The sequence below is a fragment of the Agrobacterium sp. InxBP2 genome (genome assembly GCF_026191755.1).
In the GTDB taxonomy this organism is placed as follows: Bacteria; Pseudomonadota; Alphaproteobacteria; order Rhizobiales; family Rhizobiaceae; genus Agrobacterium; species Agrobacterium pusense.
Genome location: NZ_JAINDY010000026.1, coordinates 138,127 through 162,822, shown reverse-complemented (window position 1 = coordinate 162,822; position 24,696 = coordinate 138,127). Strand labels below are relative to the sequence as shown.

The window sequence follows — 24,696 nt, the reverse complement described above, 5'->3', positions numbered from 1 at the left end:
TGAGTGGGCTTCTTTTGCCGATGAAGCTTATACCGCCCAGCAGGAGCAGCCCAGGGCACCGAAGAAGCCTTTGAGATCGGCAATCGGCAGCTTCGATGTCCAGGCACCGGCATGGTCGTGACCATGCACACCGCAATCGCTGGCGCAGCCGCAGGTGGAGATGGCCGTGCGGCGCAGCGAGCGGGCGCCGGCGCCATCCGGTTCACCCCAGGCGGCGTAGCCGCCGAACTTGCGCACTGGCGACCAGTCTGGCATGGCCGGCGGAATATTGCTCTCGTCCAGTGCCTTGAAGTCACCGGCGCCATAGACGACCTTGCCACCCACCATCGTCAGTTCCGAGGTAAGGAAGGAGATTTCATCCTCCGCACAGGAGAAGAAGTCCTTGTCCGGCACCACGAGATCGGCGAACTGGCCTTTCTCGATGCGGCCCTTCTTGCCTTCTTCATTCGAGAACCAGGTGACTTTTTCCGTCCACATGCGCAGCGCCGTTTCGCGGTCTAGGCAATTGGCGCGCGGGTAAAGCTGCATGCCGCCAACGGTCTTGCCGGTCACCATCCAGAAGAGCGACACCCACGGATTGTAGGAGGCGACGCGCGTTGCGTCCGTTCCAGCCGAAACGTTCACACCCTTATCGAGCATGCGCCGGATCGGTGGTGTGGCTTCGGCCACGCCCTGACCATAACGTTCAACGAAATATTCGCCCTGATAGGCCATGCGGTGCTGGGTGGCGATGCCACCGCCAAGCGCGGCGATACGGTCGATGGAGCGGTCAGAAATGGTTTCTGCGTGGTCGAAGAACCAGTTAAGCCCTTCGAGCGGGATATCACGATTGACCTTTTCGAAGACATCCAGCGCCCGCGAAATGGTCTCGTCATAGGTGGCATGCAGGCGCCAGGGCCAGCGGTTTTCCGCGAGAATCCGGACAACATCTTCAAGTTCGCCTTCCATCTCCGGCGGCATATCGGGCCGCGGCTGACGGAAATCCTCGAAATCGGCCGCGGAAAAGACCAGCATTTCACCCGCACCATTGTGCCGGAAATAATCGTTGCCCTGCTTGTATTTGACCGATTGCGTCCAGTTGAGGAAGTCTTCCTTTTCCTGTTTCGGCTTCTGCGTGAAGAGGTTGTAGGCCAGCCGAACGGTCATCTGGTTCTCATCTGACAGCTTCTGGATCACCTCGTAATCATCCGGATAATTCTGGAAGCCGCCGCCGGCATCGATGACGCCGGTCACACCCAGCCGGTTCAGTTCGCGCATGAAATGGCGGGTGGAATTGACCTGATAGTCGAGCGGCAGTTTCGGCCCCTTGGCAAGCGTCGAATAGAGAATGCCGGCATTCGGCTTGGCGAGCAGCAGGCCGGTGGGATTGCCGTTGGCATCACGGGTGATTTCGCCACCGGGCGGGTTCGGCGTGTCCTTGGTATAACCGACGGCACGCAGCGCCGCGCCGTTAAGCAGCGCCCTGTCGTAAAGATGCAGAAGGAAGACCGGCGTATCCGGCGCGACCGCATTGATCTCCTCGATGGTAGGCAAACGCTTTTCGACGAATTGGTGCTCGGTGAAACCGCCGACGACGCGCACCCATTGCGGGGCTGGCGTTATCGCGACCTGGCGTTTCAGCATGTCCATGGCATCGGCAAGCGAGCGCACGCCGTCCCAGCGCAGTTCCATATTGAAGTTCAGGCCCCCACGCACGACGTGGGTGTGGTTGTCGATCAGGCCCGGCAGAACCCGCTTGCCCCTCAGGTCGATGATCTTCGTTTCCGGCCCGGCAAGGGCCATGACCTCGGTATCGCTTCCCACCTCCAGAAACAGACCATCCTTGATGGCGACTGCCGTTGCATTCGGATTGGCACGATCAAGTGTCGTGACGCGGCCATTGTGAAGGATGGTATCTGGATGCATGGACGAAGCTCCGCTCTTGATGGGATCAGCGGCCTTAGCCGGTGAAAACAGATTCGGAAAGGCGAGACTGGATGCCGCGCCGAGGAAAGTGCGTCGTGTCGGCATCAGCTTCTCTCCCTCTCGATGGGTGCGTTGCCCTTGGCAATATCTACCGTTTCGACACCACCCCTGGGCATATGACCGAACATGTGCGGCTTGATCTGGTTGAACCACGAAACGGCGGCCGGTTCCCTGTCTATGATCGTTCTTGCGAAAGGGATGATCTGTTCTCCGACCAGGATGCCCAGCAGACCGACCAAGGCAATGACGGGCGGCGCGGGCGAACGCACATTGAGCAGGCTGTAAACGATGCCGACGAGCAGGCCGGCGCCAAGCGACAGAAGATAGACTTTCATGGAAACCTCCTTTGGGTGGATAAAGCCGCGCCGGCCGGTATATTGATCCCGCCGGCGCGTCAGGGTTGAAAGCTTATTTCGCGGGGTTAGGGCCGATGCGCTTGCCGTGCTTGACGCGCTCAGCACCGCCATGAACATGCGTGACCGCATAATCGATGCCCATGCCGTAAGCGCCTGAATGTTCCTTCACCAGCGAGGTGACGGCGTCATAGGTTTCCTTGCGGGCCCAGTCGCGCTGCCATTCCAGCAGCACCTGCTGCCAGGTGACGGGGATGACGCCCGCCTGCACCATGCGGTCCATGGCATATTTATGCGCATCGACAGAGGTGCCGCCAGATGCATCCGCCACCATGTAGATTTCGTAATCGGCGACATCATGCAGCGCCGAAAGAGCGAAGGTGGTGTTGCACACTTCCGTCCAGAGGCCGGAAACAACAATCTTCTTGCGACCGTTGGCAGCATTCTTCGCCAGGGCATCGCGGACATTCTGGTCATCCCAGGAATTCATCGAGGTACGTTCGAGAATGTCGTTTTCCGGGAATACTGCCAGCAGTTCCGGGAAGGTGTTGCCGGAGAAGCTTTCCGTTTCAACCGTGGTGATTGTCGTCGGAATGTTGAAGATCTTTGCAGCCTTGGCGAGGCCGACGACATTGTTCTTCAGGGTCTGGCGATCGATCGACTGCACACCGAAAGCCATCTGCGGCTGCTGGTCGATGAAGATGATCTGGCTGTTGGCGGGAGTAAGGACTTCAAGCTTCGACATGGTGGTTCTCCGTTCAGGTGGTGATTGCCGATCGACGGCGGTGAAATTGACAAGGCTTCGCCGGTCAGCTGCCCGGCAGGGGCAGCCGCCTTGAAAGCGTGGATATGATTTCTTCGGTGGATGCGGATCAACGACCCGCTTTATGCCGCAAGGGGAGCGAGGTTCGCCTCGATCTGATTGCGGAAAGGCTCATAACGGCTTGGCAGCTTGAGCGCTTCGCCCAGATGCGCGGTATCCTCGTCGCGATCGAAACCGGGTTCGTTGGTGGCGATTTCGAACAGGATGCCGCCCGGCGTGCGGAAATAGATCGCCCAAAAGTAATCGCGGTCGATGACAGGGGTGACCTGATAGCCGGTGTCCATCAGCGCCTTGCGCACGTCCAGCTGCTTTTGACGGTTTTCAACCGCGAAAGCGATGTGATGAACCGAACCGGCTCCCGGACGGGCAAAGGGCGTCTTTGGCAGTGTGGCGAGATCAATCGTATCGGCGCCGTTGCCGCCGGGAATGACGAAGCGGGTTACATCGCCTTCTACATCGGCGCGCTCATATCCCATGAAGCGAAGCAGTTCCTCGGTCGCGGCCGTATCATTCAGATTGAAGCGCGCACCGGTGAAGCCGCGTATGGCGTTGTCTTCGGAGATGCCCTCGGCAAGCCATGGAGCGCGAGCATCGTTATCCGTTTCGATCAGCGCGAGTCCATCGCCATCCGGACCGGTAAAACGCAGGCGCTGTGCACCGAAGACCGTATCGGCCTGAAGGCCGGCGGCACCTTTCGTAATGAGACGATCTTTCCAGAAGCCGAGCGAACCCTTGGGGACGGAAAACTGTGTCTCGCCCACTTCGCCGACGCCCGGACGGCCGGCCATCATGTTGGCGAAGGGAAAATACGTCATGACGGTGCCCGGGGTTCCCTTTTCGTCACCGTAATAAAGGTGATAGACGCTTGGCTCGTCGAAGTTAACGGTTTTCTTGACCCGGCGCAGGCCGAGCGTATCGGTGAAGAAGCTGTTGTTCTGCCGCGCATCCGACGCCATCGAGGTAACGTGGTGCAGGCCCTTGATATCCTTGATCATCGTCGGCGCCTTTCGCTGTTGGTATGCCCGTTTCGATGGAGAAAGATGTAACCCGCTTGATTGCATCGCGGAATTGCAATATTTTTCTCGAATGAATTGCGATTTTTGAAATAATAGAGATGAACGATCACAAAGCTCTCAAAACCTTCCTGATGGCGGCCGAAAAGCGCAACTTCGCGCAGGTGGCCCGTGAACTCGGCATGACGGCAGCGGCCGTCACCCGTGCGATTGCAGCACTTGAAGATGATCTCGGCGTGCAATTATTCGTCCGGACCACCCGTCAGGTATCGCTCACGACGGACGGGGCCGTCTTCGCCGCACAGATTCAGCCGGCGGTCGAGGCTTTGGAGAACGCCCGGCGCGATGTTCGCAACGCCCACAAGGCCGACGAGGGACGCCTGAGGATCAGCGCGCCGACATGGCTCGGCAAAACGGTGCTGCCGCCGATCCTGTCGGGCTTCCGGGAACTCTATCCGAAAATGTGCTTCGAGATTTCGTTATCGGACGGCCTGGTCAATATCGTGGATGATGACTACGATCTGGCGATCCGTATCTCGTCCGCCCCATCGGACAAATTCACCATATGGCGCAAGATCAGGGCTGTACCGCGCATATTGGTGGCGGCTCCGGGCAGCCGGTTCGCGCAGATGAAACACCCCGCTGAACTGACGCCTGACGATTGCCTTGCCTACAGCGGCGAGAGCCGTCGGGAGAATTGGGTTCTGTCAGATGGCGGGTCAAGTATCACGATAACGGCAGGTCGTGCCTTCAGCGCCAATAGCGGCGAGGTTCTGGCCGATATGGCTGCGGATGGCGCAGGGGTCGCCTTGCTGCCGGGCTTCAACATCGCACAGCATATCCACAGCGGCCGCCTCGTCCATGTCCTGCCCGGCTGGTCGCCGCCGGAACTCTGGCTGACGCTCTATTATCCGCCCTATCAGGCCCTGCCGCCCCGCATCGCAACTTTCTCGAAATTTTTCGAAGAACAGTTACCAGCCTACATGGTGGCGCTGGAGTAGAACTGCCCGGATCTGCGCATTTTAATGACGGCGCGGGAGCGGCGCGCTCCCTCGCGTGATCGAGCGCGCGCCTTCTGTTATGCGCCATCCTGCCCAACAATATTGGACCGGGAAGTCACCGGACAACACACCAGTAAAATTCCGCTTGATTAAATACCGACTAGTCTGTATTTAATCAAGCAAGGGAGATTTGATGTGGCAAGGAAACAGAACCCATTGACCAGGCCGGGCCTGCTGGAGGCGGCATTTACCGTCATCCGGACGAAAGGTTACGCCGCGACGACAGTTGACGATGTCTGCGCCAAGGCCGAGCTGTCCAAAGGTGCGTTCTTTCACCATTTCTCCAGCAAGGAGGAAATGGCGGTCGCGGCTGCCCAGCACTGGTCGGAGGTAACCGGTGCCGTGTTCGAAACCGCGTCCTATCATGATGCCGCTGATCCACTGGAGCGACTGCTGAACTATGTCGCCTTCCGCAAGCAGTTGATACAGGGCGACTTGCCGGATTTTACCTGCTTTGTCGGCACCATGGCGCAGGAGGTTTACGAGACCAGCGAGGCGATCCGGCAAGCGTGCTGGACCAGCATTTCAGGCCACGCCGAAACACTTGTCAGCGATATCGAAGCAGCCCTGAATCAATACAGGATAACAGAGACATTTACGGCGGAAAGTCTTGCCCTGCACATTCAAGCCGTCATCCAGGGCGCCTTCATTCTGGCAAAAGCGAGCGGGAATCCGCAGCAAGCCGTCGAAAGCCTCGACCATCTTCACCGCTATATCCGGCTGCTGTTCAGCCCGACAATGATCGACCACGTTGAATGACAACGCATCAACAGGAGGAAACCATGCCAAGCGTCATTCGTCTACATCGCGTCTTCGCAACGAAACCCGAAAAGCTCTATCGCGCGTTCATCGAACCGGATGCGATTTCAAGCTGGCTCCCGCCATTCGGGTTCACCTGTACCGTTCATGAACTGAATGCGAAGGTCGGTGGCAATCACCGGATGTCTTTCCGAAATTTCACGACGGGCGACAGTCATTCCTTTGGCGGGACCTATGTTGAACTCGTGCCCGGAGAGCGCCTTGTCTACACGGACCGCTTCGACGATCCCAACCTGCCTGGCGAAATGAAAGTCACGGTGAGCATGAAGGCAGTGGCATCCGGCACCGAAGTGAATATCGAACAGGAGGGCGTGCCGGATATCATTCCGGCTGATGCATGTTATCTCGGCTGGCAGGAGTCACTGCGCAAGCTTGCCAAACTCGTGGAACCCGAAATCACGCAATAGCGCGCGACAATGTTCCAAATTGCGAGCGCATGATCTGCCTGCGCAGGGCTTACATGAACTCCCAGCTCCCGGAGGCTCCGGATCTGTCATCGCACGGATATCCGGGCCTCCTTCCTTTCCCCCGCTGCTTGGGCAGGGTCTTGCAGCCCGTCCAGAACTCGAACGACCGTACAAAAGGCGGAAGTCCCGACACAGACATGTTGGCAGGCCTCTGGCCGGTCAGTCTTCGATAGGAAAGGCGAATCCGGCCTTCACGCGGTCCATGACGACCATTGTCTTGAACCCTTTAATGTCGTGGTTTTCATAAAAGAAGCGGCGGGTGAAGGCCTCGTAGTCCTCCATGTCCTTTGCCGTGATTACCAGAATGAAATCGGCATCGCCGGTGACATAATAGCCGATCATGACTTCGCGCGTCGCACGGATCGCCGACTTGAAGCGATCGACGATGTCCGCGCGCTCCCGTTCCAGCGACACGAGGACGATCATGGTGATGCCCCGTCCCACGGCTTTGGGCGAGATGATCGCCACATCCGCCTCGATCACTCCCTCCTCCCGTAATCGCTTGAGCCGCCTCTGGCAGGCCGTCGGCGAGAGATTGACGATCCGCGCAAGCTCCTCCGACGTCAGACGGTTGTTCTTTTGCACGGCGTCAAGCAGCGCCCTGTCGGCTCGATCAATATCGGTCATGCAGAATTCCTGCGTAGTTGGGTAAAATTAGCATTATTTCTGCGTCAAGCAGGAAATAAATGCCGGAGATCGATCATGCAGCGACGCTAAGCTCCACGCAAATGAAAACGGAGCATATTCATGAAAGGTATTGCCAGCGCCGCGTTGAAGAACCTTCGCCGGCCCGATCTGATCGAGCATCGCGCCTTTTTGGACGGGGTATGGGTGGAGCGCAGCGAGAGGCTGAGCGTCATCGACCCAGCAGGCGGCGACCATCTCGTGGATGTGACCGCCTGCTCTCTCGATGATGTCGATTCCGCCATAGAGGCCGCAAGCGCAGCCTTCCTTCACTGGCGCGAGACGCTGCCGGTAGAACGCGGCGACATCCTGCGGAGCTGGGGCAGACTGATGCGCGACAATGCGCGCGATCTCGCCACTATCATCAGCGCCGAGCAGGGCAAGCCGCTGGAAGAATCGCTGGGGGAAATTTCCTACGCGGCCAATTTTCTCGACTGGTTCGCGAGCGAAGGCGAGCGATCCTATGGCGAGACAATACCGAGCCACCTGAAAGGTGGCAATCTCTCCGTACGGATGCAGCCGATCGGCGTAACGGCAGCGATCACGCCATGGAACTTCCCGTCAGCCATGATAGCCCGCAAGGCAGGAGCGGCCCTTGCCGCCGGTTGCACCATGATCGTCAAGCCGGCACCCGAAACTCCGCTCTCGGCGCTGGCTCTGGCAAAACTTGCGGAGGAGGCAGGCATGCCGGCCGGCGTATTGCAGGTACTGCCCGGTGAAGCCGCGCCTCTGGCGCGTCGTCTTCTGGAGCATACCGATGTGCGGGCGTTCTCCTTCACTGGCTCGACGGAGGTCGGGCGGCTGCTCCTTACCCAGTCGGCGGCAACCGTCAAGAAAGCGTCGCTGGAGCTGGGTGGTCATGCACCCTTCATCGTATTTGGGGATTCTGATCTTTCTCAAGCGGTGGCGGGGTGCATCAGCGCCAAATTCGCTACATCTGGCCAGGACTGCCTGGCGGCAAATCGCATCTATGTTCAGCGAGCGCTGTATGACCGCTTCATCGATCGGTTTGCCGACGCAACTTCCAGACTGACCGTTGGCCACGGCCTTGAACCGGGCATCGACATTGGGCCGATGACACGGCCATCGGTCGCCGAAAAGTGCCGTCAGCAGATCGCACAGGCGCTCTCCGCTGGCGCGCGCCTCGTCTGCGGCGGGCAGGACAGTCCGCTCGGCGGCAATTTCGTAACGCCAACCGCGCTGGCTGATGTGACTGACGACATGCTGATCGCACGTGAGGAAACCTTCGGGCCTGTGGCCGCCATCCTTCCCTTCGATGACGAGAATGAGGTCGTCCGCCGCGCCAATGCAACCGAGATGGGACTTGCGGCCTATGTCTACACCAACGATCTGGGCCGGGCGATGCGCCTGACCGACCAGCTGGAATACGGCATGGTTGCCGTCAATACGCCGAAATTCACCGGTGCGCCAATTCCCTTCGGCGGCTGGAAACAATCCGGCCTCGGTCGCGAAGGCTCGCGCCACGGCCTGATGGAATATCTTGAACCCAAATATGTCTGCTTCGGCAATCTGGCTGCCTGAAAGGAACCCGCCTATGACCATCGACATCAAAAATATCGCGGAAATGGATCGAAATGCGGTTCTGCACCCCTTCACGCAGCTGAAAGACTTCGCCAGCGGCAAGCTCGGGGAACCGACCATCGTTGAAACCGGCAAGGGCATCCGCATTCAGGACGCCCACGGCAAGCAGTTGATCGATGGCTTTGCCGGTCTTTATTGCGTCAATGTCGGTTATGGTCGCACCGAGGTGGCGGAAGCCATTTCCCGTCAGGCCTATCGGCTCGCCTATTATCATTCCTACGCCGCCCACACGACGGATGAACTGGCGATCCTGTCCGACCGGCTGGTGAAGATGGCGCCCGGCAAGATGAGCAAGGTGTTTTACGGCATGTCCGGCTCGGACGCCAACGAGACCCAGGCAAAGCTCGTCTGGTATTACAACAATCTGCGCGGCAAGCCGGAGAAGAAGAAGATCATTTCCCGCGAGCGGGGATATCACGGCTGCAGCGTCGTTTCCGGTTCCATGACCGGCATGAGCTTTTATCATGACCACATGGACCTGCCGCGCGCTGGCGTGCTGCATACCGGCGTCCCCCACCATTATTGGGGCGCTGAAGCCGGTGAAACCGAACTGGAATTCTCAAAACGGCGCGCCGACGAACTGGAAGAGCTCATTCTGCGCGAAGGCCCCGACACAATCGGTGCCTTTATTGCTGAACCGGTGCTTGGCACGGGGGGTATCACGCCGCCGCCGGAAGGCTACTGGTCGGCGATACAGGATGTTCTCAGAAAATACGATGTCCTGTTGATCGCCGATGAGGTGATTACCGGCTTCGGGCGTACAGGCTCCATGTTCGGCTCACAACATTACGGCATCGAGCCGGATCTGATCACCGTCGCCAAAGGGCTGACATCAGCCTATTTCCCGCTCTCCGGCGCGATCGTAGGAGAGAAAGTCTACAAGGTGATGGAGGACGGCGCTGATCGCGTCGGCGCCTTCTCGCACGGCTATACCTATTCCGGACATCCCATCGGTGCGGCTGCGGCAAACGCCGTGCTTGATATCGTGGAAAAGGAAGACCTGCCGGGCAATGCACGGGCCGTCGGCAACTATTTTCAGGAGCAGTTGAAGGCAAGGTTCGCACAGCTTCCAATCGTCGGCGAGGTGCGTGGCGTGGGCCTGATGGGTGCCATCGAATTCGTGGCGGACCGGGAAAAGAAGACACGTTTTGCACCGGGTCTTGCGGTTGGTGCACGCGTTTCGAAGGCAGCACGCAATGGCGGCCTTATTGCGCGGGCCATGCCGCATGGCGATATTCTGGGCTTTGCACCGCCGCTCGTGACGACGAAGGCGGAGGTGGACGAGATCATCGCCATCGCCGAAGCCGCCGTCCGCAGCGTCATGGATGATCTGGTCCAGGCTGGCGAAAAAATCTGATCACCAGCCAGGCTTTTACCGGACGGGGAACTGGTCGTCTGGACAGCAGGGAGATGACGATTGCGCCTGTTTTGGATGCAATTGTCATCTACGCTGCATAAGGCTTCATCTTTTCACCGAACCGTGCATAATGTCATGAAATCATCTTCGTCTAAAACGAGACAATTTCATGCGCCGTCAAGCCAATCCGCTCAGCCTCGATCCGGTTCCCGCAACGAAACCGGTGGCATGGCGGCCAGTTCTCGCCAAGCAGAAGGGCGAAACGAAACATTCGGCACTGACCGAACGCATCATCGCCGATATCGACGCCGGCGTTCTGAAGCCAATGGACCGCATGCCGACCCATCGCGACCTCGCCCGTGAACTCGGCCTTTCCGTCCAGACCGTCAGCCTCTCCTACAAGGAGGCCGAGCGGCTGGGCTATCTCAGCGGCGAGATCGGCCGAGGCACCTTCGTGAAGACACGGGTGACGGAACGGGCGGGCCGCATGATGCTCGACCACAGCCCGACTGAGGTCCTCGATCTCTCCATTATCCGCGGCGTCTATCTCGACGAGCATGAAAACGCCTCACGCGCCATCCTTCGTGAATTGGCCGATGGTGACAATTCGGGTTTCATGCGCCCCTGCCGGCCGGTGGCCGGCCTCGACAGCCATCGCGAAACCGCCCGAACCTGGCTCACCATGATGGGCGTGACCGCCGGTGCGGAGCGTATCCTCGTCACTAACGGCGCAGCCCACGGCATTTTCCTTGCCCTGAGCTGCATCATTCGATCGAACGACGTGGTTCTCTGCGAGAACCTCACGGACCACGGCATTATCGGCCTGTCGAACATTCTCGGTTTCAGTCTCAAGGGCCTGCCGACCGATGAAGAGGGCGTTTTACCGGACGCGCTGGAGGCCGCGTGTGCATCAGGCGGCGTCAGGGCGCTGGTGCTTATTCCCACCCTCAACAATCCCACGGGGCATGTATCGGGCGCGGAGCGCAGACGGGAGATTGCGACAATTGCCGAACGCTACGGCGTCTTTGTCATCGAAGACGAAGTTTATCGCCCGATCATCGAGGATGATTTGCCATCCATCACTGAAATGCTGCCCGATCTGGGCTTTTTCGTCACCAGCTTCACCAAGACGGTGCTGACCGGGCTGCGCGTTGGTTATCTCGTCGTACCACCCGCCTATTCCATCCGCGCCGCCTCCATCCTGCGTGTATCGAGCTGGAGTGGAACCTATCTCACGGCAGAAATCGCCACGCGCTGGGTAGAAAACGGCACCGCAAGGCGGCTGCTGGACGTCCAGCGCGCTGAAGCGCGCATGCGGCAGAAAATTGCCGCGGACATATTGAGCCACCATATCGCCTCGACCCACTCCCTGTCCTTTTGTGCCTGGCTGAAGGTTCCGCCACGCTGGACTGAGGACGGCCTTGTACGTGCGCTGACAAACCAGAATGTCGCGGTAACCCCATCAGAACCATTCATTGCCGGACCCGGCCATGGCGGCGGCATCCGCATATGCCTCGGCGGCCGCCTCAATCATGCAAGCCTGGCCAAGGCTTTAAACACCGTACGGCAGACCTTCGAGCAACTGCCCCCGGTCTATGATATCGGCTCGATCGGCTGAGGCAATCAGCCGAAAATCATTGAATCATTACAATATAATAATTGACATGATTTTACTTCGCTCACAACATGACAATCATGAAGAGCGAAAACCTGTCCATATCCGCCGAAAAAAGCCCGCTTCCGGTCTCGCTGGCCGCGATAGAGCAGGCGGCCGCGCGGCTTGCCGGACAGGTGGAGCGAACCCCGCTGGTCCGCTCGGACAATCTGTCCGAACGCTGTGGCCATCCCGTTCATCTGAAGCTTGAAAGCCGTCAACCAATCGGCGCCTTCAAACTGCGCGGCGCGATGAATGCCATATTCTCGCTTGACGATGAGGCGCGCAAACGTGGCCTCGTCACCGCCTCGACAGGCAATCATGGCCGGGCCGTGGCCTACGCTGCAGCCAAACTCGGCATTCCCGCCACCATCTGCATGTCGGCGCTAGTGCCGACAAACAAGGTGGAGGCAATCCGCGCGCTTGGCGCCGACATCCGGATCGTCGGCAGATCACAGGATGACGCGCAGGAGGAAGTGGAGCGCCTGACCAGAAGCCATGGCCTGACCCCTATACCTCCGTTCGATCATAGCGACGTCGTGGCGGGCCAAGGCACGATTGGTCTCGAGGTTGTCGAGGACATGCCTGAACTGGCGACAATTCTCGTTCCTCTCTCGGGCGGCGGTCTCGCGGGCGGTATCGCCGTTGCGGTGAAAGCGTTGAAGCCGAGGGCGCGGGTCGTCGGTATTTCCATGGAGCGGGGTGCGGCCATGCATGCGTCGGTTAAAGCCGGTCGCCCCGTCTCGGTCCAGGAGGAAGAAACGCTGGCGGATTCGCTCGGCGGCGGGATTGGACTGGCGAACCGTGTGACCTTTGCACTTTGCCAGGCATTGCTTGATGACATCGTGCTGGTTTCCGAAGACGAGATCGCAGCAGGCATCCGCCATGCGGCGCACGAGGAAGGCCTGAGGGTGGAAGGCGCGGGCGCCGTTGCCTTCGCTGCCGTCCTGTCGGGCAAGGTCAACATCAGCGGCCCGACCGCGATCATCGTATCGGGCGGAAACATCGATCCGGCGCTCCACAAGACCATCATCGACGGGGGAGCCGCATGAGCCGCATCACCATCCTCACCGAAAAAGACCTGCGCGCCGTCGTTAAGCTCGACCTTTCCGCGGTCGACTGTGTCGAGCAGGCCTTTGGCGCCCTTGCCACCAAAGCTGTCGCCATGCCGCCGATCCTCCGGCTCGATATTCCCGAGTTTCGCGGCGAAGTGGATGTGAAGACTGCCTATGTGCCGGGTTTCGACGGCTTTGCCATCAAGGTCAGCCCCGGCTTCTTCGACAATCCGACGCTTGGGCTACCGAGCCTCAATGGCCTGATGATCCTCTTCAGCGCGAGGACCGGGCTGGTGGAGGCCCTGCTTCTCGACAACGGTTATCTTACCGATGTGCGCACCGCTGCGGCCGGTGCAGTTGCGGCGCGGCACATGGCACGAAAGGACGCGTCCGTCGCAACGATTTTCGGGGCGGGCATGCAGGCGCGTCTGCAGCTCGAGGCTTTGACGCTGGTGCGGTCGATTAAAGCTGCGCGGATCTGGGCACGAAACCATGACAAGGCTGAGAAGCTCGCAAACGATTTTGCCAGGGAACACGGCATCGAAGTTTCCGCAGTGGCTGATCCACAGGCAGCGGTGCGAAACGCTGACATCATCGTCACCACGACACCGGCCGAAAAGCCAATCCTGCGCGCCGACTGGCTGGAACAAGGCCAGCATCTGACCGCGATGGGATCGGATGCCGAACACAAGAACGAGATCGATCCGGCCGTATTCGCCAGAGTGCGCTATGTCGCGGACAGGCTTACGCAGACACGCATTCTCGGCGAATTGCATCACGCGATTGCCGCGGGTTACGTCGAGCGGGATCAGTCCTTCGCCGAGCTTGGAGAGGTGATTGCCGGCAAGTCACAGGGCCGCCTCTCGAACGAAGACATCACCTTTGCCGATCTGACCGGCACCGGCGTGCAGGACACAGCCATCGCCAATCTCGCCTTTGCCCGCGCCAAAGACGCAGGCAGCGGCCAAATCATCGAAAACAGCGTAAAAATGGGAGACGCAGCGTGAGTGTAACGCTGAACTTTACGCGCGAGGAATATGCCGCGCGCCTGGCTAAAACCCGGAAAGCCATGGAAAGTGCCGGTATCGACCTGCTTGTCGTCACCGACCCGTCCAACATGCATTGGCTGACGGGTTATGACGGCTGGTCCTTCTACGTCCACCAATCTGTGCTCGTGCCGCCGGATGGCGAGCCGATCTGGTATGGCCGCAAACAGGATGCCAATGGCGCCAGGCGCACGGCGTACCTCGCCCATGAAAATATCATCGGCTATCCCGATCACTATGTTCAATCGACCGAACGGCACCCGATGGACCTGTTGTCGCAGATCATCGAGGAACGGGGCTGGTCAGGCCTGACGGTCGGTGTCGAAATGGACAATTATTATTTCTCGGCAGCAGCCTTCGCATCGCTGAACAAACATCTGCCAAACGCACGTTTCAAGGACGCCGCCGGCCTCGTGAACTGGCAGCGCGCTGTCAAAAGCCCAACCGAACTCGACTATATGCGCAAGGCCGGCAAGATCGTCGAACTGATGCATAAGCGTATCGTTGACGTCGTTGAACCGGGCATGCGCAAGTGCGATCTCGTGGCAGAGATATACGATGCCGGCATCCGTGGCACCGCAGAATTCGGCGGCGATTACCCCGCCATTGTGCCGCTACTTCCTTCCGGTGCCGACGCCTCCGCGCCGCACCTGACCTGGGACGACAAGCCGATGCGCTCAGGCGAAGGTACCTTCTTCGAAATCGCCGGCGCGTACCGTCGTTATCATTGCCCGCTGTCACGCACGGTCTTTCTCGGCAAACCGACAAAGGCATTCCTTGACGCAGAGAAAGCAACGCTCGAGGGCATGGAGGCCGGTCTTTCCGCAGCCAAGCCCGGCAATACCTGCGAAGACATCGCCAATGCCTTTTTTGCCGTGCTGAAGAAATACGGGATCATCAAGGACAACCGCACCGGCTATCCGATCGGACTTTCTTATCCGCCTGATTGGGGCGAGCGGACCATGAGCCTTCGCCCCGGCGACCGCACGGAGCTGAAACCCGGCATGACGTTCCATTTCATGACCGGCCTGTGGCTGGAGGACATGGGGCTCGAAATCACCGAGAGCATCGCGATTACCGACACCGGTGTCGAATGCCTTTCCAATGTACCGCGGCAACTCTTCGTGAAGGGCTGAGACGATGCTGAAGACCGCGCTTCGCCCCTCCCCGATCACGCCCTCCGTCGATTTTGACGCCAGGGGCGTGCAACACGGTCATCTGCGGCTGCCCTACAGCCGCGATGACAGTGCCTGGGGCTCGGTGATGATCCCGATCTGCGTTATCGCCAATGGTGAGGGGCCGACCGCCCTTTTGACCGGCGCCAATCACGGCGATGAGTATGAGGGGCCGGCGGCGCTTTTCGAACTCGCCCAGAGGCTCGAGCCGGCCGAAGTGAAAGGCCGCATCATCATTGTCCCAGCGCTCAACTACCCGGCCTTTCGCGCAGGTACACGCACCTCACCCATCGACCGGGGAAACCTCAACCGCAGCTTCCCCGGTCGCCCTGACGGTACCGTGACGGAGAAGATTGCCGACTACGTCACCCGTCATCTGATACCGCTCGCGGATATCGTTCTCGATTTTCATTCCGGCGGCAGGACGCTTGATTTCCTGCCCTATGCAGCGGCTCACGAATTGCCCGACAAAACTCAGGAAAGCCGTTGCTTTGATGCCGTGGCCGCTTTTGCTGCCCCCTATTCGATGAAGATGCTGGAAATCGACGCCGTCGGCATGCTGGACACGACCGTCGAGGAAATGGGCAAGGTCTTTGTCACCACCGAACTCGGCGGCGCCGGCACGGCGAGCGCGAAATCGATCGATATCGCCCGCAGGGGCACCATCAATCTGCTGCGACATGCAGGCATATTGGCCGGTTCGCCCGTTGCCGCGCCAAGCCGTTGGCTGGATATGCCCTCCAGCGACTGCTTCACCTTTGCCGAAGACGACGGTCTCGTCGCCTTTGTCCGCGATCTGGGAGACGCGGTCACGGTTGGTGAGACAATCGCACGGGTTTATCCCATCGGGAAAACCGGCCTCGCACCGGTCGATTACCGCGCCTCCATGTCAGGGCTGCTTGCCGCGCGCCACGTACCCGGCCTCATCAAGGCTGGAGACTGCCTTTCCGTCATCGCCACGGTCACGGAGAATACCTAGCCACCAGAACACCGTGAGATCCGAAAACGGACCACGCAACCCAACCAGAGGAGTTAGAACATGAAGATCACCAAATTCGCCGGCCTTTCCGCCCTCGCCCTTACCATCGGCGTGACGTCAGCCAGCGCGCTCACCGTCGAAGAAGTCAAAAGCCAGGGCTACATTCGCGCCGCCACGGCTAATGAAGTGCCCTATTCCTACATGCAGCCGGATGGCACCTCCGCTGGCATCGGCCCGGATGTGGCCAATGCGGTTCTGAAATCGATGGGCATCGAAGAGGTCAACTGGACGGTGACGCCCTTTGGCACGCTGATCCCCGGCCTCAAGGCCCGTCGCTTCGATTTTGCGGCCGCAGAACAGAATATCTCGCCCGAGCGCTGCAAACAGGTGGCCTTCACCGAGCCGAACTCATCCTATGGCGAAGGCCTGCTGGTGAAGAAAGGTAATCCGAAAAAGCTGACCACCTATGCCGATATCGCAAAGGACCCTTCATTGAAGGTGGCCGTCGTGTCGGGCGCGAACAATGTCGACTTCCTGCGCGCCGTTGGCGTCAAGGAAGAACAGATCGTCTTCATCCCAGCCAATGCCGACGCCATCCCAACCGTGCAGAGCCGCGCCGACGCCTATGCGGCCACGGAGCTGACGGTTTCGGAACTCGCCAAGGGTCAGGCGAACGTCGAGCAGGTAAAGCCTTTCACCGATCCGGTCGTGAAGGATGCGCCGGTGCGCAACTACGGCGGTTTCGCTTTCCGCCCGGAAGACAAGGAGCTGCGTGACGCCTTCAACGCTGCCCTGGTCGAATTCCGCAAGACCGACGACTACAAGAAAATTCTCGCCAAATACGGTCTCTCCGAACAGAGTATCGCGGCAGCGGCCGAAAAGAAGGTCGCCGATCTCTGCGCCGGCAAATAATGCCAGCCGGCGTCCGGGCATAACCGGGCGCCGTTCCTCGGGAATTCGGGAAAACTCCAGATGGACATGACTGCCTATCTGCCGATGTTGTGGCAAGGCGCCGTCGTCACCATGACGATTACGGTGGCAGCACTTGTCGTCGGCACCGTACTCGCTTTTTTCTTCGGCATTCTGCGCGTCGAGGGCGGACCCATCCTGTCGGCAATCGCGCTCTGTTATACGGAAGTGTTTCGCGGCACCTCGCTGCTGGTGCAGCTATTCTGGTTCTATTATGCCCTGCCGCTGGTCGGGTTGAGCTTCGATCCTGTCACGACGGGGGTGCTGGTGCTTGCCGCCCATGCTGGCGGCTACGGCGCGGAAATCGTTCGCGGCGCGCTGTCCTCCGTCTCGGTGCAACAGCTGGAAGCCGCACGCGCGCTGAACTTCACACGCATGCAGACGCTTTTTCGCATTTCCTTGCCACAGGCGATCGTCGAAATGATGCCGGCTTTCGGGAATCTGGCCATCGAGACACTAAAGCTTTCCTCGCTCGTCTCGTTGATCTCGATTGCCGATCTCACCTTCGCGGCACAGTCGATCCGCAACCTGACGCTGGACAGCGCCAGCATCTATTCGGTCACGCTGCTTTGTTACTTCGCGATGTCGCTGATCCTGATGGTCGTCATCCGGGCGATCGAACGCTTCGTGCGGCGCGGCAATGTCTTCCCGCGCACGCGCCATTCGTAAGGATATCTTCTCATGATGTATGGTTACGAATGGGACACGACCACCTGGCTTACCTACACGACCTCCATCCTGCCCATCATCCTGATCGGTCTGACCGTGACGCTGAAGGCAGCCGCCGCCGGTTTTGCCATCGCACTGGTTTTGGGACTTGTCTTTGCGCTGCTGCGCCGCAGCCGGGTAAAGATGATTTCCTGGCCGACCGCGCTGGTGGTCGAATTCCTGCGCGATACGCCGCTTCTGGTGCAGCTGTTCTTTCTTTATTATGTGCTTCCGGATTTCGGCATCGTCTTGCCCGCTTTTCTGACCGGCGCGCTGGCGCTCGGCCTGCAATATGCGGCCTATACTTCCGAGGTCTATCGCGGCGGCATAGAGGCGATACACCATGGCCAATGGGAAGCGGCGACCGCGCTTAACCTGACGCGCATGCAAACCTATCGCGATATCATCATTCCCCAGGCCATTCCGCGCATCGTTCCAGCCATGGGCAACTATCTCGTTGCCATGATCAAGGAAACGCCGGTGCTATCAGTCGTCACGGTTCTCGAGATGATGGGGCTTGCCAACATGATCGGCGAACGCACCTTTGAATATCTGGTGCCGCTGACGCTTGTCGGCCTGATCTTCCTCCTTCTGACCATAATCTGCTCGGCAGGCCTCAGCCGCCTGCAAAGGGCGCTCCCAAAAGCAGGAATACCCTTGCGATGACCAACACCACCAATCAGCCACTGATCGAATTTTCGGATGTCACGAAACGCTTCGGCATTCTGACGGTGCTCGACCAGTTCAATTTCAGCGTGGCGAAGGGTGAAAAAGTCACCCTCATCGGCCCTTCCGGCTCCGGCAAGTCGACGGTCCTGCGCATTCTCATGACACTCGAACCCTTCCAGGAGGGAAAACTGACGCTGGCTGACATGTCCTATCATGAGCCGGGAGGCAAGGGCCCCTTCATGGCCTCGGAAAAACACCTGCGCCAGATCCGCAACCACGTCGGCATGGTTTTCCAGAGCTTCAATCTCTTTCCGCATATGACCGTGCTGCGCAACATCGTGGAGGCGCCGGTGCGTGTTCTGGGTATCGCCCGTGGAGAGGCTGAGGCGCGTGCGATCGAACTATTGAAAATGGTGGGGCTTGCGGACAAGAAAGATCATTATCCGGTTCAGCTTTCCGGCGGACAACAGCAGCGTGTCGCCATCGCCCGCTCGCTCGCCATGCGCCCGCGTGTATTGCTTTTCGATGAGCCGACCTCGGCGCTGGACCCGCAGCTGGTGGGCGAAGTGCTCTCCGTCATCCGCGATCTCGCGCATGAGCACGATCTGACGATGCTGCTTGTCACCCACGAAATGCGCTTTGCCCGTGAGGTATCGGACAGGGTCTGCTTCTTCGACAAGGGGCGCATCTGCGAACAGGGAAAGCCGGAGGAAATTTTTGGAGAGCCGAAAGAAGAGCGGACCCGCGAGTTTCTCTCTTCGGTTCTGCGGTAAGCATGGTTGCCCATAAAAAGCCGACTACGAAAAGCGTCCGCGTTCTCGCACCGTGCCACCAACCGCTGCCATTCTTCACCACTTATCGTAACAGGCGCGCGCACCACCGGTCTTTGTGTGGAGTGGCTTTTCCAATCGGTAATTTCACGCGGTTCGGGGATTTTGAATTCCCGTCACCCTGCGATCATGTCCAGATGCTTTCCGGCGTCAGGATTTCAAAGGGTACGATCCGCTGTTCGACGGAAGACGAATCCGCGTTCTCGATGCGCCGCAACATCACGTCGATCAATTGTTGCGGCATCCTGTCGAGGGGCAGTGGCAGCGAAGCGGTAATCAGCCCCTCATTCAAGCCCTTGCGCGTTTCCGGGCCGATATCGTTGCAGACGATCTTTATGCCGCGCTGTTTCTCCGCAGGCAGCTCCCTGAGCGCCCGCAAGACGCCCGATATGCCGCCGCCATTGACATATACCCCCCTGAGCCCTGGTTCGGCAGCAATGATGTCCCGAATGACGGCATAGGCATTTTCCGGCTCTTCATGGGTCAGCAGTGTTTCCGCTACCTGCAGTTCCGGCGTGTTCTCGCGCATGTAGGAGCGAAAACTAGCATCTGAAACATCCTGGCACTGATAACGGTTGCTGCCGATCAGGGGCACGACCACTCCCTCGCCTTTCACGGTCTGACTGAGGAACCAAGCGGCCGTCCGGCCGCGTTTCCAGCTGTCGGTTCCGACAAAACCCGCCCGGCTCGCCGCTGACAGATCGGACACATAGGTCACCACGGGAACACCTTTGCTCCGCAACTCATCAATGGCCTGGCTCACCAGCGGGTGATCGGCAGTCACAACCGCAATTGCGTTGCAGGACTGCCCCATCTTCAGGAGATTGGCGGAAACGGCCTCCGGTGAAAGATCGTCCTCAAAAACCACGTCCGGCTCGATGACGCTTTCCAGCCTCTGATGTGCGGCAGCGACGATCCCTTCTCCCCAAAGGCGGTAAAGCGGCCGGTGGGATTGCTGCAGCAGGAAGCCCAGCCTGTAATGTGGCAAGGCCTCGCGCCTTCGGTCCTTGATGGTGCCCAGACCATAAAACCCGATCTCCTGCGCCGCCTTGAGAATCTGATCGATCGTATCCTGACGTACGGCGCTCGAACCGTGCAGCAGCCGGTTGACAGTGGAGATGCTGACGCCCGCGGCTCTCGCAAGATCGGCAATGGTGGGTCGATTCATGGCGCCCTCAATCGTATCATTGATGAATGACATGAAATGATACGAAATGCAACGCCAAATGAAATATAAATTCCATTTCCGCGAAAATGAAAGATATAAATCGGCCTGTCATTCAGGCCCATCGGGAGGATGGGCGGGGAGGAAGCAATGGCATTTTTCAGGAAATCTTTCGCGATACGAACCGCGTCGCTTGTGATGGCGTCCATTGCCTTTGCGGCCATCCGCCCTCGCCATCCAGTCGAGACATAAGAAGGATCAAGATCGATGAAAATCGCCATCGACCCCCACATGCACCGTTTCACCAGCCTCGATGAGCTGCCCGCCAAAGTTAAGGAGCTCGGTTACGACTGGATCGAACTCAGCCCGCGTGCCGATTTCCTCGAATGGTTCAAGGCGCCGCGCGTGTTTCCCGAACGTATCAGGTCCTTCAAGAAGGCTTTGAAAGAGGCCGATGTCGGCATCGCCGCGCTGCTGCCAATGTATCGCTGGGCCTCCAATGATGAAACCGAGCGGCAGGCAGCGGTCAAACACTGGAAACGCGCTATCGAGATCGCAATCGAACTTGAGGTCGACACGATGAACTCGGAGTTCGGCCGTGGACCGCATCCCGACAAGGGCTCATGTTATTGCTGCCATACGGGTTCGATGATCGAGGCCTGCGAGGATGCATGGTGGCGCTCGATGGAAGAGTTGGTACCGATCTTCGAGCGCGAGAACATCAGCCTGCATGTCGAGCCGCATCCGGAAGACTGGTGCGAAACGCTGCAGCCGGCGCTTGATATCATCCGCACGGTCAACTCCAGGAACGTCAAATTCCTCTATTGCGCGCCACACACCTTCTATTTCGGCGACGATACCAAGGCGATGCTTCGGGAAGCCAAGGACGTGCTGGCCCATGTGCATGTGGGCGACACCTTCAACCACAGGGCAAGTTCTGGGCTCCGCTACATTCTCAACCCGCCCGGTACACAGGCAAGGGTGCACCAGCACCTGAATATCGGTCAGGGCGAAGTGCCATGGGACGACTTCTTCGGCACGCTCGCTGAAATCGGTTTCGACGGCATCATGACCTCCTGCGTCTTCGCCTGGGAAGACAGGGCGGATGAATCGAGCCGGTTCATGCGCGCCAAGATGCAGGACTATATCGACCTCTATTTCAAGAAATAACGCGAAAAACCGGTGCCGGTGCCCAGGCAGAACCTGCCTCTGGCTACGCCATTCGAAACATCCGACGGAAAGACGATCGACATGATCAATGGAGAAAGACTGATTTCGCGACCGCTGCGCTGGGCCATGGTGGGCGGCGGCCGCACGGGACAGGTAGGATACAAGCACCGCACCGGCGCCCTGCGCGATGGCAATTACCAGCTCGTCGCCGGCGCCTTCGACCTGGATGCCGAAATGGGCCGCGATTTCGGCGTCAATCTCGGCGTGGAGGCGGAACGCTGCTACCCGGATTACAGGGCACTGATAGCTGGCGAAACCGCGCGCAAAGACGGTATCGACGTCGTCTCCATCGCCACCCCCAACTTTACCCATTACGAGATCACCAAGGCCTGCCTTGAAGCCGGGCTGCACGTCATCTGCGAAAAACCGTTATTCTTCACCGTTGCAGAATGTGACGAGGTGGCGCGGCTGGCCGAACAGAAGGGACTGATCGTCGGCGTCACCTATGGCTATACCGGCCATCCGCTGGTGCACCAGATGGCTGCCATGGTCAAAAAGGGGATGCTGGGCGATATCCGCATCGTCGATCTGCAATATACCCACGGCTTCAATGCCGGCGACGATGCGGGCGCAGGCGAGGCCGTCAAATGGCGCACCAATCCCCGTACCGCTGGCCCGACCTTCGTGCTCGGCGATATCGGTACGCATCTCTATTATCTCTCGGAAATCGTGCTGCCGCACATGAAGGTGGAACGACTGCTTTGCGACCGGAAGGCTTTCATCCCGACGCGGGCGCCGCTGGAGGACCATGCGACGGTACTCATGCATTATGATAATGGCGCACGCGGGCGTCTGTGGGTTTCTTCCGTCAATGCCGGCAATATGGGGTCGCAGCGTTACCGCTTCATCGGTTCCAGGGCGTCGCTTGAATGGTCCGATTCGCGTCCCGATCAGCTGATCTATCAGGTTCAGGGCGAGCCGGAGCGTATCCTGCATCACGGCATGCCGTATCTGGAAGAGGAGAGCCTTGCTGTCGATCGTATGGGCGCGCTGCACACCGAAGGTCTCGGTGATAGCTGGTCGAACATTTACCTCTGGATCGCCCAGGCAATCGATGCGGCCAATCGCGGTGACAGGGCTTTTCTCAAGACCCATCACTATCCCGGCATCGCAGCCGGCACAGAAGGCGTCCGCTGGCTGGAAAACTGCGTTCGTTCGGCCGATGCCGGTGCCACCTGGGTCGATTTCGCATAATGAATTTAAGGGCATTCCGGATCAATCCTCCTCCGGCTGGGTCAGCCTTCATGTGAGGATTTCATCATATTCACCAAGCGGACAGCCGGCCCTCCATCGTTGCCCTGCAAGCCGCCATCAACCGATGAGACGTTGCACCGGGCTAGAGAACAGGCCGATGCCGCTGCCGCCATGAGGATCAAATGACCAACCCGATCACCATCACCACCGCTCCCTGCTGCTGGGGCGTCGACGATGTCAAGAACCCGCATCTTCCCCATTGGGAAAGGGTGCTGGACGAAGCGAAAGCAGCCGGTTTCGGCGGTCTGGAACTCGGCCCCTACGGTTATCTGCCGCTCGACCTCAGGCGCGTTTCGCAGGCGCTGGATGAACGAGGCCTCAAGATCGTCGCCGGCACCATCTTCGACGATCTGGTCTCACCCGGAAATCGCGACAATCTGCTACGCCAGACTGAGGAGATCTGCGCGCTGATAACGCGCCTGCCAAAGCCGGAAACCCATGCGGGCCAACGTTTTTCCGCCCCCTATCTGACGGTGATGGACTGGGGCCATGACGAGCGTGATTATGCCGCCGGACATTCTGACCGCGCGCCACGTCTCGATAAAACCGCCTGGCGGGGCATGGTGGAGAACATCCGGGCCATCGCAACGCTCGCCCGGGACAAATATGGCGTGCGCGCCACCTTACATCCCCATGCCGGCGGCTACATCGAGTTTGCCGATGAGTTGCAGCAGATCGTTGAGGACATTCCCGCAGATCTTGCGGGTTTCTGCCTCGATACCGGCCATATGGCCTATTCCGGCATGGACCCCGTCGCCACGTTGCGCCGCTATTGGGATCGCGTCGACTACATTCATTTCAAGGATATCGACGCCGCGGTCTTTCAGGAAGTGATGGCGGAGCGCATCCGCTTCTTCGAGGCCTGCGCCAAGGGCGTGATGTGTCCGATAGGCCGCGGCTCGATTGACTATCCAGCCATCCGCAGCCTCCTGACCGAACTTGGTTATGGCGGCTATATCACCATCGAACAGGAACGCGATCCGCGTAATACTGGCAGCATTCTCGATGATCTGGCAGCCAGCAGGGCATTTCTTGCAAAAAGCGGCTTCTGAACCCGAAGGGCGCGGCCAGCGGCCGCGTCTCCCGTTTTCATACAATGGCTGCCTCAATCTTCAACGATCGTTCGATCATATGCGAGAGCCTTTGAAGCGAGAGACTATTCCCGCAACGTCCAATATCGGGACGCCATGAAAGGCCGGGGCTAACTGACGGCAGGCGGCTCTGCGAACTAAACCTCGACAGGCTCGCGGACATCATCCAGCAGAAAGTGCACGATCACATAAGGCGTGGTATATTTTTGACCGCTATCCGACACGGTTTCGACACTGCCGCCATCGGAGGGATGCCACTTCTGGTAATGGGGATTATTGGCGATCAGCGTAATGGCCTTGCCCGCAAACCTGCCGTTCAACCGATAGCGAGCCTCGGCAAGCGGCCAAATTTTCTCGAAGTCCTGCTGGCTGATACGAACTTTCAAAGCCTTCCTGGAAATGGTTTTTCCCGGCGATCCATCCTCATGTGCAACTGGTGGAATATGCAAGTCGACCTCTTCCGCATCGTCCAGCAGAAACGCAAATTCATCTGGCCACATCCGTCTCACGTATCGCTCCTCCCAAAGCTTAGCGCCCCACAGCATCCCCATGATAGCGCCTCAGCCGCTACAGGCAATGGCAGAGATGTGTTGTTGCGAACAGACGGAAGCCCGGGATGCAACAGAAACCATACTCATGGCTCCGCAATTGAACGCAGGACCCGGTCCAACGAGACGATATTACTTGCTACAAGCCGCATAAGCTATCCGTCTCAGACCGGCTCGCG

The 24,696-nt window shown here is 59.1% G+C and carries 25 protein-coding genes; 17 read left to right on the top strand and 8 right to left on the bottom strand.

Going from position 1 to position 24,696, the window contains the following annotated elements; translation table 11 throughout:
* Positions 1-27: 27 nt before the first annotated feature.
* From K7A42_RS08755 to K7A42_RS08740, 4 genes are all read right to left on the bottom strand, one after another.
* Positions 28-2,010 (bottom strand): amidohydrolase, encoded by a 1,983-nt coding sequence (locus K7A42_RS08755; protein WP_174151135.1) that lies wholly within the window; start codon positions 2,008-2,010, stop codon positions 28-30.
* Complete coding sequence (locus tag K7A42_RS08750) at positions 2,010-2,300, bottom strand: XapX domain-containing protein (protein WP_006699976.1); 291 nt, start codon at positions 2,298-2,300, stop codon at positions 2,010-2,012. Before K7A42_RS08750 ends, K7A42_RS08755 begins: the two co-directional genes overlap by 1 nt.
* Before the next feature lie 73 nt (positions 2,301-2,373).
* Positions 2,374-3,063, bottom strand: a complete 690-nt coding sequence (locus K7A42_RS08745; protein WP_004437494.1) for a hydrolase — start codon at positions 3,061-3,063, stop codon at positions 2,374-2,376.
* Positions 3,064-3,203: 140 nt separating this feature from the next.
* On the bottom strand, positions 3,204-4,136 hold the full coding sequence (locus K7A42_RS08740; protein WP_004437491.1) for a ring-cleaving dioxygenase: 933 nt from the start codon (positions 4,134-4,136) through the stop codon (positions 3,204-3,206).
* Between the two features lie 119 nt (positions 4,137-4,255).
* Between K7A42_RS08740 and K7A42_RS08735 the strand changes: the two genes are divergently transcribed.
* From K7A42_RS08735 to K7A42_RS08725, 3 genes are all read left to right on the top strand, one after another.
* The gene (locus K7A42_RS08735) at positions 4,256-5,155 is read left to right on the top strand and encodes a LysR family transcriptional regulator (RefSeq protein WP_004437488.1); all 900 of its coding nucleotides are present in this window, start codon (positions 4,256-4,258) and stop codon (positions 5,153-5,155) included.
* 195 nt (positions 5,156-5,350) lie between these two features.
* Positions 5,351-5,974, top strand: coding sequence for a TetR/AcrR family transcriptional regulator (locus K7A42_RS08730; RefSeq protein ID WP_072495007.1), 624 nt, complete (start codon positions 5,351-5,353; stop codon positions 5,972-5,974).
* Positions 5,975-5,997: 23 nt separating this feature from the next.
* Positions 5,998-6,441: an SRPBCC family protein gene (locus K7A42_RS08725; RefSeq protein WP_004437482.1), complete on the top strand. Its 444-nt coding sequence runs from the start codon at positions 5,998-6,000 to the stop codon at positions 6,439-6,441.
* Positions 6,442-6,660: 219 nt separating this feature from the next.
* Here the strand turns inward: K7A42_RS08725 and K7A42_RS08720 are convergent, their stop codons facing one another.
* Positions 6,661-7,128 carry an Lrp/AsnC family transcriptional regulator gene (locus K7A42_RS08720; RefSeq protein WP_112555303.1) on the bottom strand — a complete coding sequence of 156 codons (468 nt, stop codon included), beginning with the start codon at positions 7,126-7,128 and terminating at the stop codon, positions 6,661-6,663.
* 120 nt (positions 7,129-7,248) lie between these two features.
* Here K7A42_RS08720 and K7A42_RS08715 point away from each other — a divergent pair, with 120 nt between their 5' ends.
* From K7A42_RS08715 to ehuA, 11 genes are all read left to right on the top strand, one after another.
* The gene (locus K7A42_RS08715) at positions 7,249-8,727 is read left to right on the top strand and encodes an NAD-dependent succinate-semialdehyde dehydrogenase (protein WP_112555301.1); all 1,479 of its coding nucleotides are present in this window, start codon (positions 7,249-7,251) and stop codon (positions 8,725-8,727) included.
* A 13-nt stretch (positions 8,728-8,740) separates the two neighbouring features.
* Positions 8,741-10,144 (top strand): aspartate aminotransferase family protein, encoded by a 1,404-nt coding sequence (locus tag K7A42_RS08710; RefSeq protein WP_112416528.1) that lies wholly within the window; start codon positions 8,741-8,743, stop codon positions 10,142-10,144.
* A gap of 169 nt (positions 10,145-10,313) precedes the next feature.
* Positions 10,314-11,762 carry a PLP-dependent aminotransferase family protein gene (locus K7A42_RS08705; protein WP_108081752.1) on the top strand — a complete coding sequence of 483 codons (1,449 nt, stop codon included), beginning with the start codon at positions 10,314-10,316 and terminating at the stop codon, positions 11,760-11,762.
* Between the two features lie 68 nt (positions 11,763-11,830).
* On the top strand, positions 11,831-12,850 hold the full coding sequence (eutB, locus tag K7A42_RS08700) for a hydroxyectoine utilization dehydratase EutB (RefSeq protein ID WP_162719223.1): 1,020 nt from the start codon (positions 11,831-11,833) through the stop codon (positions 12,848-12,850).
* Positions 12,847-13,860, top strand: a complete 1,014-nt coding sequence (eutC, locus tag K7A42_RS08695) for an ectoine utilization protein EutC (protein WP_112555299.1) — start codon at positions 12,847-12,849, stop codon at positions 13,858-13,860. Before eutB ends, eutC begins: the two co-directional genes overlap by 4 nt.
* A complete protein-coding gene (gene doeA / locus K7A42_RS08690; protein ID WP_112555297.1) occupies positions 13,857-15,035 on the top strand; it encodes an ectoine hydrolase DoeA in 1,179 nt (392 codons plus the stop codon). Before eutC ends, doeA begins: the two co-directional genes overlap by 4 nt.
* A 4-nt stretch (positions 15,036-15,039) precedes the next feature.
* On the top strand, positions 15,040-16,053 hold the full coding sequence (gene doeB / locus K7A42_RS08685; protein ID WP_112555295.1) for a N(2)-acetyl-L-2,4-diaminobutanoate deacetylase DoeB: 1,014 nt from the start codon (positions 15,040-15,042) through the stop codon (positions 16,051-16,053).
* Between the two features lie 60 nt (positions 16,054-16,113).
* Positions 16,114-16,965, top strand: coding sequence for an ectoine/hydroxyectoine ABC transporter substrate-binding protein EhuB (gene ehuB / locus K7A42_RS08680; RefSeq protein WP_004437452.1), 852 nt, complete (start codon positions 16,114-16,116; stop codon positions 16,963-16,965).
* Between the two features lie 60 nt (positions 16,966-17,025).
* Positions 17,026-17,691 (top strand): ectoine/hydroxyectoine ABC transporter permease subunit EhuC, encoded by a 666-nt coding sequence (gene ehuC, locus K7A42_RS08675; RefSeq protein WP_112555293.1) that lies wholly within the window; start codon positions 17,026-17,028, stop codon positions 17,689-17,691.
* A gap of 12 nt (positions 17,692-17,703) precedes the next feature.
* Entirely contained in the window at positions 17,704-18,396 is a 693-nt protein-coding gene (gene ehuD, locus K7A42_RS08670) for an ectoine/hydroxyectoine ABC transporter permease subunit EhuD (protein WP_022563363.1), read from the top strand.
* Complete coding sequence (gene ehuA, locus K7A42_RS08665; RefSeq protein WP_006699965.1) at positions 18,393-19,172, top strand: ectoine/hydroxyectoine ABC transporter ATP-binding protein EhuA; 780 nt, start codon at positions 18,393-18,395, stop codon at positions 19,170-19,172. The genes ehuD and ehuA overlap by 4 nt, the downstream gene beginning before the upstream one ends.
* A gap of 184 nt (positions 19,173-19,356) precedes the next feature.
* Here the strand turns inward: ehuA and K7A42_RS08660 are convergent, their stop codons facing one another.
* Positions 19,357-20,397 (bottom strand): LacI family DNA-binding transcriptional regulator, encoded by a 1,041-nt coding sequence (locus K7A42_RS08660; RefSeq protein WP_004437443.1) that lies wholly within the window; start codon positions 20,395-20,397, stop codon positions 19,357-19,359.
* On the bottom strand, positions 20,394-20,675 hold the full coding sequence (locus K7A42_RS08655; protein ID WP_125270979.1) for a hypothetical protein: 282 nt from the start codon (positions 20,673-20,675) through the stop codon (positions 20,394-20,396). The genes K7A42_RS08660 and K7A42_RS08655 overlap by 4 nt, the downstream gene beginning before the upstream one ends.
* On the opposite strand from K7A42_RS08655, the gene K7A42_RS08650 reads away from it, so the two are divergent.
* The 3 genes from K7A42_RS08650 to K7A42_RS08640 all read left to right on the top strand — a co-directional run bounded on the left by K7A42_RS08650 (position 20,662) and on the right by K7A42_RS08640 (position 23,930).
* Positions 20,662-21,564 (top strand): sugar phosphate isomerase/epimerase family protein, encoded by a 903-nt coding sequence (locus K7A42_RS08650; protein ID WP_100911310.1) that lies wholly within the window; start codon positions 20,662-20,664, stop codon positions 21,562-21,564. The genes K7A42_RS08655 and K7A42_RS08650 overlap by 14 nt on opposite strands.
* An 81-nt stretch (positions 21,565-21,645) precedes the next feature.
* Positions 21,646-22,818 carry a Gfo/Idh/MocA family protein gene (locus K7A42_RS08645; RefSeq protein ID WP_174151134.1) on the top strand — a complete coding sequence of 391 codons (1,173 nt, stop codon included), beginning with the start codon at positions 21,646-21,648 and terminating at the stop codon, positions 22,816-22,818.
* A gap of 182 nt (positions 22,819-23,000) precedes the next feature.
* A complete protein-coding gene (locus K7A42_RS08640) occupies positions 23,001-23,930 on the top strand; it encodes a sugar phosphate isomerase/epimerase family protein (RefSeq protein WP_037090496.1) in 930 nt (309 codons plus the stop codon).
* Positions 23,931-24,106: 176 nt separating this feature from the next.
* Here the strand turns inward: K7A42_RS08640 and K7A42_RS08635 are convergent, their stop codons facing one another.
* A complete protein-coding gene (locus tag K7A42_RS08635) occupies positions 24,107-24,469 on the bottom strand; it encodes a hypothetical protein (RefSeq protein ID WP_112555288.1) in 363 nt (120 codons plus the stop codon).
* Positions 24,470-24,696: the final 227 nt, after the last annotated feature.

Coding starts and splice junctions, on each gene's coding strand:
- K7A42_RS08755 (WP_174151135.1), bottom strand. CDS start 2,010: ATGCCGACACGACGCACTTTCCTCGGCGCGGCATCCAGTCTCGCCTTT.
- K7A42_RS08750 (WP_006699976.1), bottom strand. CDS start 2,300: ATGAAAGTCTATCTTCTGTCGCTTGGCGCCGGCCTGCTCGTCGGCATC.
- K7A42_RS08745 (WP_004437494.1), bottom strand. CDS start 3,063: ATGTCGAAGCTTGAAGTCCTTACTCCCGCCAACAGCCAGATCATCTTC.
- K7A42_RS08740 (WP_004437491.1), bottom strand. CDS start 4,136: ATGATCAAGGATATCAAGGGCCTGCACCACGTTACCTCGATGGCGTCG.
- K7A42_RS08735 (WP_004437488.1), top strand. CDS start 4,256: ATGAACGATCACAAAGCTCTCAAAACCTTCCTGATGGCGGCCGAAAAG.
- K7A42_RS08725 (WP_004437482.1), top strand. CDS start 5,998: ATGCCAAGCGTCATTCGTCTACATCGCGTCTTCGCAACGAAACCCGAA.
- K7A42_RS08720 (WP_112555303.1), bottom strand. CDS start 7,128: ATGACCGATATTGATCGAGCCGACAGGGCGCTGCTTGACGCCGTGCAA.
- K7A42_RS08715 (WP_112555301.1), top strand. CDS start 7,249: ATGAAAGGTATTGCCAGCGCCGCGTTGAAGAACCTTCGCCGGCCCGAT.
- K7A42_RS08710 (WP_112416528.1), top strand. CDS start 8,741: ATGACCATCGACATCAAAAATATCGCGGAAATGGATCGAAATGCGGTT.
- K7A42_RS08705 (WP_108081752.1), top strand. CDS start 10,314: ATGCGCCGTCAAGCCAATCCGCTCAGCCTCGATCCGGTTCCCGCAACG.
- eutB (WP_162719223.1), top strand. CDS start 11,831: ATGACAATCATGAAGAGCGAAAACCTGTCCATATCCGCCGAAAAAAGC.
- eutC (WP_112555299.1), top strand. CDS start 12,847: ATGAGCCGCATCACCATCCTCACCGAAAAAGACCTGCGCGCCGTCGTT.
- doeB (WP_112555295.1), top strand. CDS start 15,040: ATGCTGAAGACCGCGCTTCGCCCCTCCCCGATCACGCCCTCCGTCGAT.
- ehuB (WP_004437452.1), top strand. CDS start 16,114: ATGAAGATCACCAAATTCGCCGGCCTTTCCGCCCTCGCCCTTACCATC.
- ehuC (WP_112555293.1), top strand. CDS start 17,026: ATGGACATGACTGCCTATCTGCCGATGTTGTGGCAAGGCGCCGTCGTC.
- ehuD (WP_022563363.1), top strand. CDS start 17,704: ATGATGTATGGTTACGAATGGGACACGACCACCTGGCTTACCTACACG.
- ehuA (WP_006699965.1), top strand. CDS start 18,393: ATGACCAACACCACCAATCAGCCACTGATCGAATTTTCGGATGTCACG.
- K7A42_RS08660 (WP_004437443.1), bottom strand. CDS start 20,397: ATGAATCGACCCACCATTGCCGATCTTGCGAGAGCCGCGGGCGTCAGC.
- K7A42_RS08650 (WP_100911310.1), top strand. CDS start 20,662: ATGAAAATCGCCATCGACCCCCACATGCACCGTTTCACCAGCCTCGAT.
- K7A42_RS08655 (WP_125270979.1), bottom strand. CDS start 20,675: ATGGCGATTTTCATCGATCTTGATCCTTCTTATGTCTCGACTGGATGG.
- K7A42_RS08645 (WP_174151134.1), top strand. CDS start 21,646: ATGATCAATGGAGAAAGACTGATTTCGCGACCGCTGCGCTGGGCCATG.
- K7A42_RS08640 (WP_037090496.1), top strand. CDS start 23,001: ATGACCAACCCGATCACCATCACCACCGCTCCCTGCTGCTGGGGCGTC.
- K7A42_RS08635 (WP_112555288.1), bottom strand. CDS start 24,469: ATGTGGCCAGATGAATTTGCGTTTCTGCTGGACGATGCGGAAGAGGTC.